The sequence below is a fragment of the Nocardia jiangxiensis NBRC 101359 genome (assembly GCF_000308615.1).
Taxonomy (GTDB): domain Bacteria; phylum Actinomycetota; class Actinomycetes; order Mycobacteriales; family Mycobacteriaceae; genus Nocardia; species Nocardia jiangxiensis.
Map to the genome: position 1 here is coordinate 1 of NZ_BAGB01000153.1, position 18122 is coordinate 18122.

At 62.1% G+C, this 18122-nt stretch carries 13 protein-coding genes and 1 pseudogene; 4 read left to right on the forward strand and 10 right to left on the reverse strand.

The features are described from left to right. Positions 1-283: 283 nt before the first annotated feature. The 9 genes and pseudogenes from ON40_RS36305 to ON40_RS36345 form a co-directional block, all read right to left on the reverse strand. Positions 284-3523, reverse strand: coding sequence for a protein kinase domain-containing protein (locus ON40_RS36305; RefSeq protein WP_040829875.1), 3240 nt, complete (start codon positions 3521-3523; stop codon positions 284-286). Positions 3524-4278: 755 nt separating this feature from the next. After that, on the reverse strand, positions 4279-5052 hold the full coding sequence (locus ON40_RS36310; protein WP_040829876.1) for an SDR family NAD(P)-dependent oxidoreductase: 774 nt from the start codon (positions 5050-5052) through the stop codon (positions 4279-4281). Positions 5053-5066: 14 nt separating this feature from the next. Then, positions 5067-6272: an LLM class flavin-dependent oxidoreductase gene (locus ON40_RS36315; protein ID WP_218008922.1), complete on the reverse strand. Its 1206-nt coding sequence runs from the start codon at positions 6270-6272 to the stop codon at positions 5067-5069. A 332-nt stretch (positions 6273-6604) separates the two neighbouring features. Beyond that, positions 6605-7210, reverse strand: coding sequence for an acyl-CoA-like ligand-binding transcription factor (locus ON40_RS36320; RefSeq protein ID WP_040829878.1), 606 nt, complete (start codon positions 7208-7210; stop codon positions 6605-6607). 294 nt (positions 7211-7504) lie between these two features. Next, complete coding sequence (locus ON40_RS36330; protein WP_040829880.1) at positions 7505-8605, reverse strand: aldo/keto reductase; 1101 nt, start codon at positions 8603-8605, stop codon at positions 7505-7507. A 27-nt stretch (positions 8606-8632) separates the two neighbouring features. After that, entirely contained in the window at positions 8633-9559 is a 927-nt protein-coding gene (locus tag ON40_RS36335) for an MBL fold metallo-hydrolase (RefSeq protein ID WP_051194112.1), read from the reverse strand. Between the two features lie 534 nt (positions 9560-10093). Further along, positions 10094-10474, reverse strand: a pseudogene (locus ON40_RS56590) (hypothetical protein); the annotation flags it as partial. 211 nt (positions 10475-10685) lie between these two features. Further along, positions 10686-11036: a DUF2255 family protein gene (locus tag ON40_RS36340; RefSeq protein ID WP_040829881.1), complete on the reverse strand. Its 351-nt coding sequence runs from the start codon at positions 11034-11036 to the stop codon at positions 10686-10688. Continuing rightward, on the reverse strand, positions 11033-11911 hold the full coding sequence (locus ON40_RS36345; RefSeq protein ID WP_040829882.1) for a helix-turn-helix domain-containing protein: 879 nt from the start codon (positions 11909-11911) through the stop codon (positions 11033-11035). Before ON40_RS36345 ends, ON40_RS36340 begins: the two co-directional genes overlap by 4 nt. Between ON40_RS36345 and ON40_RS36350 the strand changes: the two genes are divergently transcribed. Continuing rightward, positions 11840-13006 carry an alpha/beta hydrolase gene (locus ON40_RS36350; RefSeq protein WP_444543731.1) on the forward strand — a complete coding sequence of 389 codons (1167 nt, stop codon included), beginning with the start codon at positions 11840-11842 and terminating at the stop codon, positions 13004-13006. The two genes, ON40_RS36345 and ON40_RS36350, sit on opposite strands and share 72 nt — an antisense overlap. 49 nt (positions 13007-13055) lie before the next feature. Then, complete coding sequence (locus tag ON40_RS36355; RefSeq protein WP_040829884.1) at positions 13056-14009, forward strand: alpha/beta hydrolase; 954 nt, start codon at positions 13056-13058, stop codon at positions 14007-14009. A gap of 2 nt (positions 14010-14011) precedes the next feature. Here the strand turns inward: ON40_RS36355 and ON40_RS36360 are convergent, their stop codons facing one another. Next, entirely contained in the window at positions 14012-15721 is a 1710-nt protein-coding gene (locus tag ON40_RS36360; RefSeq protein WP_157186654.1) for a coiled-coil domain-containing protein, read from the reverse strand. A gap of 348 nt (positions 15722-16069) precedes the next feature. Here ON40_RS36360 and ON40_RS36365 point away from each other — a divergent pair, with 348 nt between their 5' ends. After that, the gene (locus ON40_RS36365) at positions 16070-16585 is read left to right on the forward strand and encodes an NADPH-dependent FMN reductase (protein WP_051194113.1); all 516 of its coding nucleotides are present in this window, start codon (positions 16070-16072) and stop codon (positions 16583-16585) included. 376 nt (positions 16586-16961) lie between these two features. Next, positions 16962-18122, forward strand: a complete 1161-nt coding sequence (locus ON40_RS48720) for an LLM class flavin-dependent oxidoreductase (RefSeq protein WP_051194114.1) — start codon at positions 16962-16964, stop codon at positions 18120-18122.

An 18122-nucleotide genomic window follows, 5' to 3' on the forward strand; every position in this document is an offset into this window, starting at 1 on the left:
TGGTGCCAAGTCGTGAAGAAGGAGGCCGGGTAAAACATCACCAAGGACCCACCACCTGCCCAATTACGTGACCGCAGGCACCGGGAAAAACGTGAACGTCGACACTTGGTGGATGCAATCGGGATGAGAAGGGCCCTGATTACTAACAGGCGAGGGGAGAACGGACCTGGCTGGGGCCTGCAAGGCACACGCGTCATCGTCGAAGTCGACAAATCTCCTGAGCATCGAACCGATTGCTCGGTTTTCTGCTGGCTACTCGGCAACTGTCGAGGCACTTCGCAAATCAGGATTCAGGCTGCTCGGCGGCCCATACGGCAATCTGTGCGCGTGAGGTGAATCCCAGTTTGGTCAGGATATGTTCCACGTGTCCTGCGGCGGTGCGCTGCGAAATCACGAGCCTGGCGGCGATCGCCTTGTTGGTCATGCCTTGAGCAACAAGGTCGGCGACCTGACGCTCACGCTTGGTCAGATTTCCTGCTGATCGAGGACTCGGCCCGAGGGCCTCGGTGTGTTCGCCGAGCGCGAAGCCGACCGCGGCATCGAAACTCATTGCGGTGCCTTGCTGACGGGCCGCCTCGAATGCTCGCGCTCCGAGTGCTGTGCGGCTGGTGCGGGCGCATCCCTCGCGGTAGGTGAGCAATTTGCGAAACATGAACGCGGAGCTGCCGGCGGCGCGGCCCAATGAATCGGCGGCACCCATCAAGACAGCGGCGCGTCGCGCTTGGTGCTGCTCTGCCGTGACCCAGGCCAGCGTCTCCAAGCAGCCGGCAGCGACAAGCGGATCCGCCACCAGTCGGGCCGCTCGAATCCCTTGCTGTAACAGGTGGGTTGCGCGCTCGGGTTCGCTCCGTTGCCACACGGAGAATCCCGCTGCCCACAGCCCCCACGAACGAAGCATCGTCTCACCCGCGGATTCGGTGATTGCGAGGGCCTTCTCGAGGGATGTGAGAGCCTGCGCGGTATCACCCTGCAATGCGTAGGCCCATCCGAGCGAAAATAGCGCATCAAGCTCGAGCCTGTGGTCCCCTGACGCTTCGTAGTTTTCGATGGCGTCGGCAAGCAGGGGACCTGCGCGAGCCAGATCAGTGTCGCCGCCCACCAGATAGATGTTTCCCTCGGAGTGGGCGAGCAGGGCTCGGAACAGCGGCCCGGCATTCTGTTCGGCCAAACGCCCGAGCTTGGCCACTTTGTCGGTGGCGGCGGGGAAATCACCCTGCACCGTGGCCATCACACTGGCCTCGTGCAGCGCCTTGGCCTGGTCGGTGGTCCGCGCGCCCGTTGTCAGATCGAGCGCACGCTCGTACCAGCGGCGTCCTTCGCTGAGTCGTCCACGCCACATCCAGAATAGATAGAGCGCGGTAGTGATCCGCAACGCGCAATCGTTCGATTCTGTCAGGCTGAATTCCAGTGCTTTCCGTAGATTGGGCAGTTCTCTTTCGAGTCGAGCATCCCACTGCACCTGGCGCGGACCGATCCATTCCGCCTCCGATCGTATCGCCAGATGCGCGCACCAATCCCGATGCCGCCGAATGTATTCGAGGTAGTCTTCGCCGTCCTCAGCTTTGCCCCTGCCGTACTCCTGAACGGTCTCGAACATTCGGAAGCGGATCGTGCCGTCGGTTTCGTCGCGGATCACGATCGACTTGTCCACCAGCGCAGACAGTGCATCGAGCAACTCCGATGAGCCGATGTCACCGCCACATACCTCCTCGGCCGCGTCGAGCTCGAAACTACCGGCAAACACCGACATCCGACGCCACATCTGCTGCTCGACCGATGTGCACAGGTCGTAGCTCCAGCCGACGCACCACCGCAGAGTCTGCTGCCGCATCGGCACGCCCCGGCCACTTCGAGTCAGTAGGGTGTATCGGTCGGTCAGCCGCGCGAGGATCTGTTCGGGTGTCATCGTCCGCAGTCGTGCTGCGGCAAGCTCGATCGCGAGCGGTAACCCGTCCAGTCGAGCGCAAATGTGGGCCACGCTGGCCCTGATGTTGTCGGTTACCTCGAAGCCCGGTACTGCCGTGGCGGCGCGTTCGGCGAACAAGGTCACCGCGTCGTGGCGGGTCGTCCCCCGCCGTGCGGGTTCGCTTGTCGGGTCAGGAAATCCCAACGGCGGCACCGCCAACACGGCTTCGCCGCCTATGTCCAGCGCCTCGCGACTGGTCGCCAGAATCTGGACGTTCGGACATGCTCGCAGCAGCGTCCCGGCCAGCTCCGCGACCGCTGCGATCACGTGCTCGCAATTGTCCAGCACCAGTAGCATCTCACGTGCGGCCAAGAGTTCCACCAGCACGTCAGGCATCGATCGGGAGCCACGGTTTCGCACACCGAGGGCGGCAGCCACCCCATCGGCCAACAACCTCGCATCGCGCAGATCACCCAACTCGACCAGCCACACGCCGTCGGCAAATTCTCGGTGCACCTTACCCGCGACTCGCAGCGCGAGCCGGGTCTTGCCCACCCCGCCGATCCCAGTCAGAGTCACCAGACGAGACCTCGCCAACAGGTTTTTGACCTCGGCCACCTGCGACCTCCGATCGACAAAACTGGTCAGCTCAAGAGGCAGGTTCCCGACAACTGTCCCCAAAGGTACCGAGGTAACGGCCGATTGGTGGGTGGTTCCCGGTTCGCCCCGAAGCGCCATCTGGTCGACCACGAAACCGTGATTGCGCTGCACCTGCTGCAGCTGCCGACCTAACTCCACCGCGGTTGGGCGGCTTTGCGGGTCGCGTGACATCGCCGCCTCGATCACTATGCACATGTCGTCAGGAACGCCGCTTTTGCGCAGATCGGGGATCGGTTGCTCGGTGATCCGCACAAATTGCGCGACCACTTGCTCACCGCTGCAGCGTTCGAAAGCCGCATGGCCGGTCAGGGCACAGAACAACGTGGCTCCCAGACCGTACGCGTCCGAAGCCTGGCTCGGGGCGTCACCGGCGCGAACCTCAGGCGCGGTAAACGCCGGCGAACCGGTGATCGTGCCGGTCGCCGTCTCGAATCCTCCCACGATGTGGGCGATCCCGAAGTCCGTCAACGCAGGTTCGCCGTAGTCGGTGAGCAGAATGTTTCCCGGCTTGACATCACGGTGCAGCACGTCCGCCCGATGCGCCGTCTCGAGTGCACCCGCGGTCTTCACCCCGAGGTGCAGCACTTCTCCGAGGGACAATGGACCGTTGTGGCGAATGTGTGCATCGAGGGAGCCGTGCGCGTGGTAGGGCATCACCAGGAACAGTAGGCCGCTCGTGGTCTTACCGACCTCGAGCATGTCGACGATATTCGGATGACTCGTCAGCCGTCCCATCGCCCGTTGCTCGCGAAAGAAACGCTCCCGATTCTCGTCGGACTCGCGGGCGAGGACCTTCACCGCCACCGTGCGGTCCACGGAGAGCTGGGTGCATCTGTAAACCTGGCCGAACCCGCCCCGCCCGATTTCCTGGGCGTCCTCGAAACCAACAGCGTTCAACTCCGTGACGACGTCAGCCCCGACGTCACATTGCGTCTTGAACGGATCGTTTTCGACCATCGGCTACTCGTGACCTGATCCCAGTGGGTACAAGCCAGATTATCTGCTGATGCTCCCGGCTGATAGAACCGGGCATTGCACCCCAAGGGCACGGTGTTGTGTTCGGTCGCATCGAATGTCCATGCGGAGTCCCAGTCACTTGGCGCGGCGTTCCTGCGGTCTGAGCATGCGAGATGTCCTCCGCAGGCGTGGTACGCCGACGCGCTCGGCGGGTGGCCGGCGTTCCGTCCGTGGCTGAGGTGGCTGTGAGCGGTGCCTTCCATAATCCGTCGGTCCAATGGCTCAGCCTGCGTTGCGGTGGGCGATGGCTTGACTCTCCAGCAGACACCCGGGGATCGAATAGATTGTGGACGCCGACGAGGGCGCTGGCGGGTGTTCGGTCGCCGAAGACCTCGCGGCGCACAACTTTGTTGGCGGCGGAGCCTTTCTTCGGAGAGCTACACCGACGTACCAAGGCCGCAGGTCGACAACCTGCGGCCTTGGTGATTCTGCGGACGTTTCGTTGCGGCTAGCTGCTCTCGGGCTCTGCTCGAACGGGGCGGAGTGAACGGATGGGACGACCCTATCGCAGTTTTGGCATCCACCACCGCCCGTCGACGGCGTGCAGGTCTGGTCCGGCACTTGCTGATGGAGACCTTTGACGCGGGGGTGGTTAATCATGTCCGATGACATCACCCTGGCTGGGCAGTAGGAAGTTGATTCCGGTGCAGGCATCGATGTGCCGCCGCCGCACCGATAATGCTATTGAGCGCCGGTCATGAGGCGGATGGGTCCGCTGGCGGGTAAAGTCCGTTTCCCGCGCTTGCGCCGCCGTCTACCGGCAGGGCGACGCCGTTGATGTACGAGGCGGCGGGAGACACAAGAAACTCTGCTGCGGCTGCGATTTCATCTGGTTCAGCCCAGCGTCGGAGCGGAACTACGGACGCAATCTTTGCGAACAGATCGGGGTTGTCCCTTTCTATCGGGATGCTCAATTCGGTGCGGATTGCTCCGGGGCAGACCGCATTCACCCGGATCGACTTGGGGCCGAGCTCGCGAGCCAAGGACTTGACGAGACCGACGGCCCCGAACTTGCTGGCCGAATACTCCGACATCATGGTGTCACCGCCGAGGCCGTTGACCGAGGCGATTACCAGGGCTGCGGGATGGGGGCTGTGCAGGAGGGCGGGGATGCTTGCGCGAAACCCGTAGAAGAGGCCCTTGAGATTGACGTCGAGGTGCTTGTTCAGCGAGGCCTCTGTCATATCGGTAATCGATGATGCGGCCATGACGCCCGCATTGAGAACGATCGCGTCGAGGCGGCCGTACCGAGCGACCGCGGCGTCCACCATCGCTTGATTGTCCGAAGGGCTGGCGACGTCGGCCCGAATGGTGGAGACGCCGGGCAGTGCGCCGGCCCAGTGATCCAAAGTTTTCAGATTGATGTCAGCGGCGAGGACGGACCACCCATGATGGGCGAGACGGGTGGCTATTGCCCGGCCGATACCGGCAGCCGCGCCGGTCACGATCGCGGATGTTTGTTCGGTCATGTCGAGCCTGATTTCTAACGAGTCGAGCTGGAGTCGAACGGGGTGGCGGCGAGATTGCGGTCTGCGGCGATCTTGTCGGCCATGGCGCCGTAGCGCATCCGGAGGGTGCGGTGGACCGGGTCGGTGTCGAATCGGGGCACAACCTTCTCGCCGAACACTCGAAGAGACTCTGCGGCAACCTCTGCGGGCAGGTCCATGGGGAGCTGGAACCCGATTTGGTCGACGCCCATATCGGCGTAGGGCTGGAGTTGCTCGGCGACTTCGTCCGGGTCTCCGCAGATCAGGAATTGCGATTCGATCAACTCGTCGATCTGCTCGAGTGTCGGCGTGGGATCCACATCCGGCCAAATATTGACACCCTCGGGATGGGCGAACGTGTCGTGATAGAGGTATACGAGCGAGAGCATTTTATTGAGACCTGCCCTGACCATCTGCCGACGCGCTTCTCTGCCGTCCTCCATGCACAGGATGGTGGTGAAGAGGGCAAAGTTATCGTTGATGAACCGGCCGACCGGCTCCGCCTTCTCGATTGCCTGCTTGTATTTTTCCACATACGGACGCATGCCATCCATTCCGGCAACGATGAAGCCGAACCCCAGTGCGCCGATTCCGTGGCGCCCGGCCTTCTCGAATGTCGGGAGGTTGCCGACTGCAACCCACATGGGCGGGTGGGTATCAGGACCGCCGAGCGGTTTGGGAATGACGTTGCGAGGCGGCACTGAGAACGATTTTCCCTCGAATGAGTACGGTTTACCGCCGCCCATCCTTGGATCGCCACTGCTCCACATCTTCTTGAATTCCCAGATTACCTCATCCCAATTCTCTCTGGTCTGGGACGGTTCAAGACCGAAAGTAGCGACCTCCCAGGATCCTGCGCCGCGGCCCGTGCCGAATTCGAATCGGCCGAGCGAGAGGTGATCGACCATTGCCACACGCTCGGCTAGCCTGTAGGGGTGATTCGCTGTCGGATTCAAAGGCCAGATGCCCGACCCGACATGAATCCGTTCCGTCTGGGCCAAGGCGTATGGAATGAACACTTCACTGGCCGACAGATGCGAGTAGCGCGTGAGTCCGTGGTGTTCGTTCGCCCACGCGTACTTGATTCCACATCGGTCGGCGATCTTGATGAGTTCGATGTCCGTCATCAAGGTGTCGTGTTCGGATCGGTAATCGGTGAAGTCACCCATCAACGGCCCCATGCAGCCCAAAGCGAACTCCATTGTTTTTCTCCTGACTATTAGGCTGTTGCTGTGGCATGTGTGGACTTCGGGCGCGTATCGAGTGCGGATCGATCTAGTGGGCACTGATACGTGCGCATCGCGCTATTTCATCTGTTCGATCGGCAGTTGGCTGCGCCGCATATCCCTCATGTCGCCGGGTGTGGAATCCTCTCGCACGGGATAATGAGGGTGCCTGTTCCGAGGGGTTATGTCACTGTGTGCCGGAACTGTGATTAGGGTAACGTCGCGCAGTGACAAAAGCAAGGGTTCGGCCCATTTTCGGCCAATAGATCAATGAAGCTTCGAATCGGTGCTGGTCGGACGACGGGCTGTCAGTCGGTCGGGTGTGGAATGAGCAGCCGGAGCATCTCTGTCATGATCTTGAGTACATCCTCATCCGGGTGGTTCACCCAGTACTCGTGCGCGCCTACGGTAGCTCCGTGCACGGCCTGACCGACCGCGATGGCAATCAGGTCCTTGCCGCCACGGCGATCGGCGACGAACTCTGTGGCCGCGTTGCGCCATGCGGCATGGCGAGATGTCGCCTTCTCCTGAACCTCCGGCACAGTCAGGGTCAACGTTGCTCGATGCAGCGCCCACGAACTCCCCGGCCGGTAGTCCAATGCCTGGGGTGCGACTCGGCAGAGCACCTCGTCGTATGGTTCGTCCGGGGGCGCTGCGGCCAGGAGCTCGCGGAAGCGCTGAACTTCAGCGGCCGACTCGACCCACAGCGTGTCCGCCTTCGTCGAGAAGTATCGAAAGAACGTCCGACGACTGACTCCCGCCACGGCCGCGATTTCGTCGACCGATGTCGCCTCGAACCCCTTGCGCAGGAACAACTCCAACGCGATCTCAGCGAGCTCACGGGCACTGGTGGACGGCGGCCGACCGCCGCGGTCCACCGTCTCTGCCGGGCCCGGGGCACCTTTCGACGACATGTGACTGATTCTCACATGTGCGCCGTGGTTCCGGGGCCGGAGGTTCGTCGTGCTCTCAGACCGGTCTGTGGGATGACGGATGTCGCGTCGTCGAGAGATAGGCGCGCAATACATATCGTGCGTGCTGGCGCAACGGGCGATCGGACCGGGCCCCACGATTCGCGAGAATCGCGCCGACTCGCGCCCTGAATTGCGTGTGTGTGAGGCCGAAGGTCGTCATCAAATCCTCGCTGCGAGGGCCGCCGAACGGCTCCCATATTAGCGCAAAATCGATCAGGGCTTGTTCGTCGGTATTCATGACGGCCGCCACGGAGCGAGGTCGAACTTACCACGCAGCATTGACTTGTGCGGCTCTACGAAGAATTCGTGCGGTGAAACGATATCGATCGCACTCGCGGAATCGAGCCGCTGTCGCAACTCGGCGGGGATGGCGAGCGCTGCGGCGCCGAGATTTTGAACGAACTGCTCGACGCGGGTTGCTCCCAGGATGATCGATGTAACGCCAGGTCGGCCGGCCAGCCATGCCAGCGCCACCTGAGCCGGGGGCGTGCCCATTTCGGCTGCAACCTCGTGCAGTGTCTGCAGGATGCGCCAGTTGCGTTCCTTGTTGCGGTCGAACAGCGGAGACCCGGACATCGTATCGAGTCGACCCTTCGATACTTCTTCGGTGCCGTGGTCGGCAGTACGAGCCGTGTCGAGGGATTTGTATTTGCCGCTGAGAAAACCTGATCCGAGCGGGCTCCAGGTGCAGACTCCGACGCCGAGTTCCTGGGTCGCAGGAATATGCTCGCGCTCGATGTATCGCGAGACGAGTGAGTACTCCATCTGTAATGCAATCGGCCGCTCTTTGCCGCTGCGGGTGGCGATCGCGTGGGCCTGAGCCAGGTACCAGGCAGGTACGTTCGAAAGCCCGTAGTGAAGGATTTTACCGGACTTCACCAGTCCATCGAGAGTACCGACGACCTCGTCCGCTGGAGTGACCATATCCCAGAAATGCATCCAATACAGGTCGATATAGTCTGCGCCGAGGCGGCGCAGCGAGGTTTCCACGGCACTGTGGATATTCTTCCGGCCGTTTCCGCTGGCGTTTGGATTGTGTTCGTCGGTACTGGGTGTAAACTTGGTTCCGATCACTATTCGATCGCGAAGTCCGCGGTCCCGGATGAACGCTCCCACCAGCTCTTCGCTCTGGCCGGTCATATAGGTGACAGCCGTGTCGACGAAGTTTCCGCCGGCATCCACATACAGGTCGAACAGCTTTCGGGCGGTCTCCTCATCCGTGCCCCAGGCACCAGCGTTGAACTTGTTCGTGGATCCGAATGTCATGGCGCCCAGGCAGAACGGGCTCACTCGCAGGCCCGAGCGCCCCAGGAGGGAGTATCGATTGCTCAGCATATTGAATTCCTCACTGTGCCTGTCGTGTCATCGAGCCAGCCGATACGCGTTGCCGTCGTGCTCGACTCGACCGGCAGTCGGCCCGGCCCAATGCGTGCCGATGAGGAGTGCGTGGGTGTCGATTGCAGTTTCGAGGATGTCGGTGCGGGCGTGCATGGCGTGAGCGGAATCGAGGTCGAAACCTGAGGACCATCGGGGCTGAACGAGTTGACAGGGGTGATGTATCGCGTCTCCGGTAATGAGACCGTATTCTCCCTTCGATTCTATGACCACGCTGACGTGGCCGGGCGTGTGTCCCGGAGTCGGCAGCAGTCGCACTTCATCGCAGATTCGATGATCTGTCGAGACCCGGTCGACGAGTCCCGCGGATATTGTCGGCTGAACGGAATCGAAGAAGGCCGCCGTCATTCCGTCCGTCGGGGTGCCGTGCGGTACTGCGTGAAACTTGTCCGCCCAGTAGTCGATCTCCTTGCCGGCGAACATGTAGCGAGCGCGGGGAAAGGTCGGCTCCCAGCCGGTCTCGGTGCGAGTGGTATTCCAGCCGATATGGTCGGCGTGAAAATGCGTGCATACGACGGTGTCGATCGAGCTGCGGGTGAACCCCGCCTGCTCCAGGCGTTCGAGAAAGGGGAGATTCAAGTGGCTGCAATAGTCCATCGACGGCCGTTTCTTGTCGTTTCCGAAGCAGGTGTCGACCAATATATTTCGCGATGCTGTCTCGATGATCAACGAGTGGAAGCTGAATCGAATGTGATTTTCTTCGAGAGAAAATTGTTCGGTGAGCCACAGCGTCGATTGCACGGTATCGATATCTGCGTTCGGCAGTGATGCTGTGATCGAACGGAGCATTTCGGTTTCGGTGACCTTCGTGACGATGACATCTCCGATGCGCCACTGCGCGATCGGTTCCGATGCCTCCTGCATGATAATATCGTTGAACTTTTTTTCAGGCACGTGGGATTCTCCTGGACACCGGTCGAAATAGAGCCTCTACTGCAGATGGATAGGGCAGCCCTGGCCGCAACGGGCATGTGCAGTCGCGCTGCCGGAGGGGCGATGGTGCACAACAGGCTGCCTGCCCTGATCGACGCGCTGGGCAATACGCCGAACAGTAAATGCAGACAAATACTAAGGATTTTGGGAGCCACGGTTTTGCGTCGTACTCCGTGAAGGTGTCTTACACCTCAGCAGATGTTAACTCGCACCGGGCACGTTGTGCAACAGTTCGAGGAGGTGGCGGAGAAATTCGCGCGGTCCGGACGGGGACCAGTGCCGGGTTGCGGTAGCAGTCGTCGAGCAGCCGGCCGAGCGGTTCACCCTCGTCGGTCACGTAGCGAGTCAACTGCAGTTCGGCACAGCAAATGAGGGCCGGCGTCGCGGCCTGAGCGGCACGCACGGTCTGCTGTCTGTCCTCGGCAAGCGCTGCGGCCCAGAGCAATTGGGTGGCGCGTGCTGTGCGCGGACGATCGTGGCCGGAAGTGGACCGGACTAACTTTTCTGCCCGCGCACGCCCGATCGATCGCGGCCGGATCGGAATCGGCCAAGAGCAGCCGAATTGTAATGTCTTCCTGCAACTCTCGCGCAAAGACTCCGATGCGATCGGCTGCTTGCTCGTCGCCGGGCTCTTCCAGGATTGCTGTGTGGTCGTGCTTGAAGATCGGGGATCCCAGCCGGATCCGCTCGGTCAATCGCGGAAGATCGAGTTCCGGGCGAGATCCGAGTCTTCGGCGAGTAGACGAGCAGCACCGGCTGTGTCACTGCGGCGTGCTCGGACCGTAACCATCCGGCATTGTCGTCACGCTGCAGGAACAGCCCTCGCCGCTCGATGTCCTCCAGGAAGTGCTGTCCGAGTGCACTACCGGTCAGTGCGTTCGCTAGATCGCTTCAGATCCGAGTCGTGACGCAGGTTGCCGGCAGGAAGTCCAGCAGGTCCGGCTCTAGACCTTCCAGGACGTTCGCATTCAGGTAGTCGTCGAGTGCGTTGTTGTTCGTCGAGATCGGCTCTATCGGAGCCACTTGCCGGCGCGCCTACTGTCGATCCGACATCAATTGCGCTCAATTCCCCGGGCGCGGGGGCTCGTCAGGCCGGAACCATCCGCAGAGTTGCGGCTCGCGCCGGTGGCGTGGTGACGAGGGCGGCGGCAGCGCCGTATTTGGCGCGGTAGGCATCGTCGAGGGCATCGGTGGAAGCCCTGCTCGCACTGATCGACACGCTTCGTGTCAGGGATGCGACGCTGATCCGCCCGGACGTGCGCGCCACGACCTGCCGATACCATCGGGAAGCCGGGCCGCGATGGGCACGAACGTAGAGCACGCCGTCGACCAGCACCATTCCGAGTTCCACCCCTGGATCCGAGGTGGATCCGGTGATGAGGATCAGCGATCGGGAATGTGTGAGTGCCGCGAGTTCATCGGGTGTCCAGTCGGTCATTGGGGCTGAATCTCTTCGGTCTCTGCGGTCGGGCTCTGCTGGTTCCAGGACAGGAGGATGTGCAGTGCGTCGTGTGACGGGGTACCGGGTTCGCAGGTGAGGATCATCAGACGCTGGCCGGATCCGTCCGGGCTGGCCCAGGTGTCGCAGTCGAGGGTGATCTCGCCGACGAGCGGATGCCGGTAGCTTTTGGTGCCGAAACTGGCGCTGTCGACCGCGTGTTCGGCCCACCAGGTCCGGAAGTCCTCGTCGCGGACGGAGAGTTCGCCGACGAGCCGGGCGAGTTCGGGATCCTCGGCGTCCTGTGCGGCCTCCATGCGCAGCGCCGACACGGCGACGCGCGCGTCGTGTTCCCAGTGCAGGTGCAGGTTGCGGAAATGCCGATCGGTGAACATCATGTAGACGTAGTTCCGTTGGGGCGCAGGGACTTCGGCAAAGTTCCCATACAGTGCGATCGCGCCGCTGTTCCAATCCAGAATGTCGAGCCGTTTGCCGAGGACGACGGCCGGAGTATCGGTGAGCTGATCGAGTAGCCGTCGCATGGCGGGCCGCGGGCGCTGCGGCGAACGGCGGCGTCGCGGCTTAGAGTCGGACTTTCCGGCCGTCCGGTAGAGGTACGTCTGCTGGTCTTCGCTCATTCGCAGGGCGTGGGCGAGTGTGCTCAGCACCGTTGCCGAAGCCTGCACGCGGCCTTGCTCGAGGCGGGTGTAGTACTCCACGCTGATGGCGGCGAGCTGAGCCACCTCGGCGCGGCGCAGACCCGCAACCTTGCGTCGGCCGCGCGTTTCGGGAAGCCCGACATCGTGCGGTGTGAGCTGAGCGCGGCAAGCTTTGAGGAACTCGCCGAGCCTGCCCGAGTCGGTGGTGGAGGACATGACTCCATTCTGGCCTCGGCGGGCCGTGGAGTTGGAGGGCCAAGATCTTGGCCAGGCAAATGCTCGGCACTGTTGCGCGGGTCCGCGGACCGCGACTGTGGAATTACGCCTCGGCACCTGCCGAGGACCGAGCCCACAGAGTGTGGACTCTCGACCATCAACGGACGGAGAATTCCTGTGACCAAGATCAGCGTCACCTTCGATAGCGCCGGCATCCCTGTCGCTGGTGAGCTCTACCTGCCGGATTCGACTGTCGAGGGCGCTTCGCCCGCTATAGTCGTCGGCCACCCCGGTGGCAGTGTCAAGGAACAGACGGCTGGACTGTACGCCGCTAGGCTGGCTGAAAAGGGTTTTGTAACAATGACTTTCGATGCGGCCTATCAAGGGGAGAGCGGTGGGGAGCCGCGTGGTCTGGAAGATCCGGCGCAGCGGGTCGAGGATCTCAAGGCCGCGGTTTCCCATCTGACGACCCGCTCCGAAGTGGACGCCGATCGAATCGGTGCACTCGGCATCTGTGCCTCCGGCGGTTACGCCCTAACCGCGACGGGAAGCGATCATCGGGTGAAAGCGGTGGCGACGGTGTGCGGGGTGGATATCGCCCGTCAGTTCCGGTTCGGGGCGGACGGCGCACAGGATCCCGCGGTCTTCCAGGGCATGCTGGATGCCGCGGCGCAGGCGCGGACTGTCGCGGCGAACGGTGACAAGCCCGATCCGCTCATCCTGTTCCCGGACACTGTTGCACAGGCCGCTGCTCTCGGTGGCGCGCACGGTGCCGAAGGGTTCGATTACTACCGCACCGACCGTGCGCAGCACCCGCGTTCAGCCCGCTTCTTCGACTGGACCAGCATCGACAAGATGGCGATCTTCGATGCCTTCGCCGCGGTGCCGTTGATCGGGCAGCGCCCGACATTGCTGATCGCGGGCACCCGTGCGGTCACCGCCTGGATGAGTGTCGAGGCATTCCAGAAAGCAGTGGGCCCCAAAGAGATTCACTGGATCGAGGGTGCGAGTCACGTGGATCTGTACGACAAGGAACAGTACGTCGGACCGGCGCTCGAACGGCTGGCGTCCTTCTTCTCGGGCAACCTTCGGTAAGTGGTGTGCATCACAATGATGTCGACGGCTGATTGTTAGCATCCGGCCCATGAGTACGGCACCAGCTGTTGATCCGCAGATCGCCGAGTCCATTTCCAGCGATCCCATGCTGCTGAAAGGTCTCGCAGCGGCCGATATCCCCGAGATTCGTTCGACAATGCTTGCGGCGGCACGGCATGTCGCGCTGTCGGATGCTGTCGCGCGGATGGACGTCGCCGTCCCCGGTCCGGCGGGTGCTCCGAACGTTGTTATGCGCGTCCATCGTCCGAGGGGAGTGGATCGGCCCCTGCCTTGTCTCTTCGCGATTCATGGCGGGGGTTACATCCTCGGCAACTACGAGGTCGAGGACCAGCGCTTCGACAAGTGGGTTCCCCAGCTCGGGGTGATCGGTGTGTCGGTCGATTACCGCCTGGCACCCGAAACCAGCTATCCCGGCCCGATCGACGACTGCTTCGCTGGGCTCAGTTGGATATTCGATCACGCCGAGGATCTCGGCATCGATCCGACGCGCATCGGCATGATGGGTACGAGCGCCGGAGGTGGCATGGCGGCGGCCCTCGCAGTGCGGGCCCGCGAAGTTGGTAGCCTGCCGATCGCCTTCCAACTGCTGGCCTACCCGATGATCGACGATCGTCAGCTGACCGTATCCAGTACGTGGCAGAATGTCCCGGTGTGGGATGCGGTCAGCAATGCGCTCGGTTGGCGTTCCTACCTCGGTGATCTGTACGGCACCGATCAGATTCCGGCAGATGCGGCCATTGCGCGTGCAACAGACTTGTCCGGCCTGCCGCCGACGTTCATCTCGGTCGGGACTGCCGACGTCATCTGTGACGAGAACGTCGAATTTGCGCAACGTCTCTATCAGGCAGGAGTTCCCACCGAGTTACACCTCTACGCCGGTGGCCCGCACGGACTCGATCGGCGAGCGACCGGCACCGACCTGAGCCGGCGCAGCCGCCGGGACATGCTGGCGTGGCTGTCCGCTCAGCTCGGGCACCGGTGACCCTACGTCTTGGAGTTCGGCAGATATTTGTGCGGGCCGAAGAAGCCGATGTGAATCTTCGATTCGGTTGGATCCCAATGGAAGTAGATCCGCGGTGCAAGGTTTCCGCCGCCGGTCGAGATCTTCAGGTGAGCGGGCATGTAGACCTCGCCGTCCCTGCTCACCGTGGTGGAGACCGGCAGTACCCTGGCTCCGCGTAGCGCCGCGTTGCCTTCGACCGTGTAGGACTCTCGCATCGACAGTTTCTTCGCGGTCGCCGGCCAGGCGAGAGGGTTCATCGATCCGGCGCACCAGTCCCAGAACGATCCCAGGCATACGCCGTTGGATTGATCGACCGCATAGGCATGCAGCGCCCGCAATCCGCGCCAAGCGGTCTGTCCCCAGGCTTTCGATTCGATGGTGGCATCCAGCTCGTCCAGGTCACGCAGTGCGGCCTCCGGAAGCACGAGCCGATCGCTCAGATAGAGCTGAGCTTGGGCGGCGGCCTCGGAGAGGTTGTCGGCCGAGTCAGGGATGGCATCGGATTCCAGGTGGACGTCCCACGAGTCGTCCGCGATTCCGTTGCGGCGCAGTAGCTCGTTCTGAGCCCGAATCTGTTGTTGTGCCGTGGCGAGTTGCGTGGCGAGGTCTTCCCGCTCCTTGAATGAATCCTCGAGGTCGATGACGAGGTTCATGTACTTCTCCTCGGCGTGACTGAGGTCTTCGGTGATGGAGGCGTTCCGGGCGGCAAGATTGTCGTTCTGCTCCTCGAGTATTCGTGCCAGCAGCTCCCAGTCCGAAGACTTGCTCATGCGCAGCATGTCCCGGGCGGTGTAGTACGAGTCGGGGGGTCTGCGGGCGCTCGAGATGGGACCGACGGTGCGGCTGATGATGTTGGCGGCCAGATCCCGGAAACGGATGTACCTGTCGGTGCGCACGTAGCGGTGCCTGAGGTACTCACTCGAGGCTTCGAGGTCCAGGCCCGGCAGGTAGATCCGGAAAGCACCGCCCCAGATGCCGTAGTTTTCGCCGAGCCTTGCGGTCAACGCCGCACATCCGGCATCGTCGGCGATGTAGATGACGGCGATGCCGGCCAGTCGGTCGGCGGCCTTCTGCGTGATTTGCTCGAAGGTGTGCGTCGGCGGCATTTTGGCGAGTCGTTCGCCACCCGAGGAGAAGACGACGACAGGGATGTCCCGCTCCGGTGCGAGGATCAGTTCCGCCAGCCGCGTCCCCGCCTCCGCCCCGACAACCGCCTTCGGCATCGATGACAACAGGACCGGACCGCGAATAGGGCTGGCGCCGTAGCGAATTAGATCGACCGCCAGTCGCGGTGCGGCGATCGGAACGTTGTCGTGATCACCGAGGCCGACGCACTCCACGTCGACCCACAGCCACCCCAGTTCGCCGTTGCCGTGGGTTTCGGTCCACGTCCGAAGTGTCGTATCCCATCGGGTTCCATCGGCTCGGAGCTCGGTGAACGTCGCACTCAGCGCCTTCGGGACCACCTCGGTGCCGCTCGCGCGATCTATCCGCAGATCGGCCTCATATCGTTGCTCCGGCTCGCCCGGGGAACGAGCCGGCACGACGACCGCGCCGGTCACCGCGCCCTCGTCGGGGACGACGATGGAGCCCGCGGTCTTGTGCTTGATCCAGCTGCGTAGTCGGTCGAGCCCGATCTCGGGCACATCCGGCGCCGAATCGATCCATATAGCGCGGTACAGCAGGGACACCGCGACTCCCTCCACTCCGGAGCATGGTTACAGGAATGACTTCTCGGCATCGCGCTGGGCGTTGGATCACGGCGCGAGCCCCCTTCTCAATACTCGATGTTCTTGTCGCTCAACGCAAACCTCCTTCGATGTGCGCCGAGAGCGATACCGGTGTTCATCGGTGCGGCTCCCCATGTCTCCTGGCTTTCAACGGTGCATGATTGTTGCGCAGGCCACAACATGTCGTGTACGCTACTGTCAGCGTAAGACGCTTATGCGGGTGAAGCGACAAAACACCGCTCACCGCAATCTACTGGCGCTCGGATTGATACCAGCGCTACGCTCTTACAATGAAGTAGGTTCAGCACGATGCGTACTGTAGTAGTGGTCGGTAATCCAAGACCACAATCGCGAACGCGACTCGTTGCGGAACTGGTTGCAGACAAGGTTGCGACCGCATTCGGTGCGGAACACGATCTAACCGTTGATCTATGCGACTATGCTGCGGACTTGTTCCGCTGGCCGGATGAAAATCTATCCAGCCTGAGCGCCCGGGTTGCGCAGGCCGACTTATTGGTGGTGGCCAGCCCGACCTACAAAGGTGCCTACACCGGCATGCTCAAATCCTTCCTGGATCGGTATCCAAGTGGCGGATTGGCAGGAGTTACCGCGATTCCAGTCATGACTGGCGCGGATGCCTTGCACAGCTTGACCTTGAATTTTACGCTGTGCCCGCTACTGATCGAGCTCGGTGCCACGGTGCCCATGCAGGGGTTGTACTTCCAGATCTCGCAGATGAACGCGGCGCACTCCGTGGTCGACAAATGGGCTGCGGAGAACCTCAACCGCGCGTTCTGGCGGGGTCGTCCCTCGGTTCCCGATTGAATTCGTTGATACGGCATTTGGTGAGATTTTCGGTGCGCGATTTCTGAGCACGGCTGTAGCCGCTCTCGCGGACCGTATATCGAGTCGGCCGAATTTTTCTGAGTCCATATACGAGAGAGCTCCGTTCGCATCAACAGCAACGGCGCACGAACCTGTGCGCTCTCGACACGTATATCGGCGATATCGGCGCCCCCTCTTCTGCATGGCGTCCATGGTTTCCGCTGCTATGACGCGGATCAGCCTCGACCGCTGAATCATTTTGCGCTGCTCGTTCTACTAGATGCGGGTTCACCGCGTTCTCGGCGCGCTTCGGTTCGGTTGAAGTCACAGCACGGTCGTAAGACCGAATTGCATCGAACAATAGGAGACACTCGACATGCCGGAAATTCACGGCGTATACCCGCCCCATGCGGACCCGGCCGCACGTCCGCTCGAGGCATACGTCGATCAGACCATGCCGATGAAGAACGGCGTGATGCTGGGGTTGTTCCTGCCCAACGAATCGTGGGCCGAGTTCCCGACTCTCGCGCCCACGACAACGGAATGGACCTACGAATACAACCGCGCCGCAACGCTTGCCGCGGAGGCGGCCGGTTTCCACTTCGCGCTACCGGCCGGACGGTGGAAGGGGCTGCAAGGCGATCATCTGAACTGGCGTGGCGCCAGCCTCGACACGGTCACCCTCACCGCTGGGCTGCTGGAGGCCACCAGCCGGATCACCATCCTGACGACCATCCACACCAACGTCTACAACCCGGTCGTTGCCGCCAAACTGGGCGCGGACATGGATCAGATCGGCGAGGGTCGTTGGGGGATGAATATTGTAAGCGGTTGGGGCGCACATGAATTCGAGCAGATGGGCGTGCCGCTCCTGGATCACAAGGAACGATACGTCTACACCGCCGAATGGCTGGACATCGTCCGCGGGCTCTGGAACCAGGGGGTGTTCAGTTACGAGGGCAAGCACTTCACGATCCAGGAAGCAACTGCTTGGCCACGACCTGCTCAGCGACCGCGCCCCCTGCTGGTGAATGCGGGACAGTCATACACCGGGATGAGCTTCTCGGCTCGGCAGGTCGACTACGCGTTCAGTTACCCCAAGAACATTCCCACCTTCCGCAAGATTTGTGCCGAAGTCGGACGGAATGTGGGATTCATCGGCAACAAGCGCATCATCCTTGGTGACACCGATGCCGAAGCGACCAGGCTCGCGCGGGCGATCTGCGACAAGGCCGACAAGGCCGCTCTGCGCGCCCACCTCATCTCGGCCGGCGCCGCGACCGAGGAGACCATCGGCGATCTGCTGAAGTCACAGGCCGACTACGACAAGTACTTCATCGACGACGCCATGATCGGGGATCCCGACACGGTCGCCAGGCAGTTGAGTGACTGGATCCTCGAACATCGGCCCAACGGAGTCTGCCTGCAGTTCTACAACTGCATCGACGACCTTCGCGTATTTGCCGAGGAGGCCATGCCGCGAATGGCCAAATACCTCGGTGAACACGACTATCCGCTGCTGCTGAACAGGGGCTGA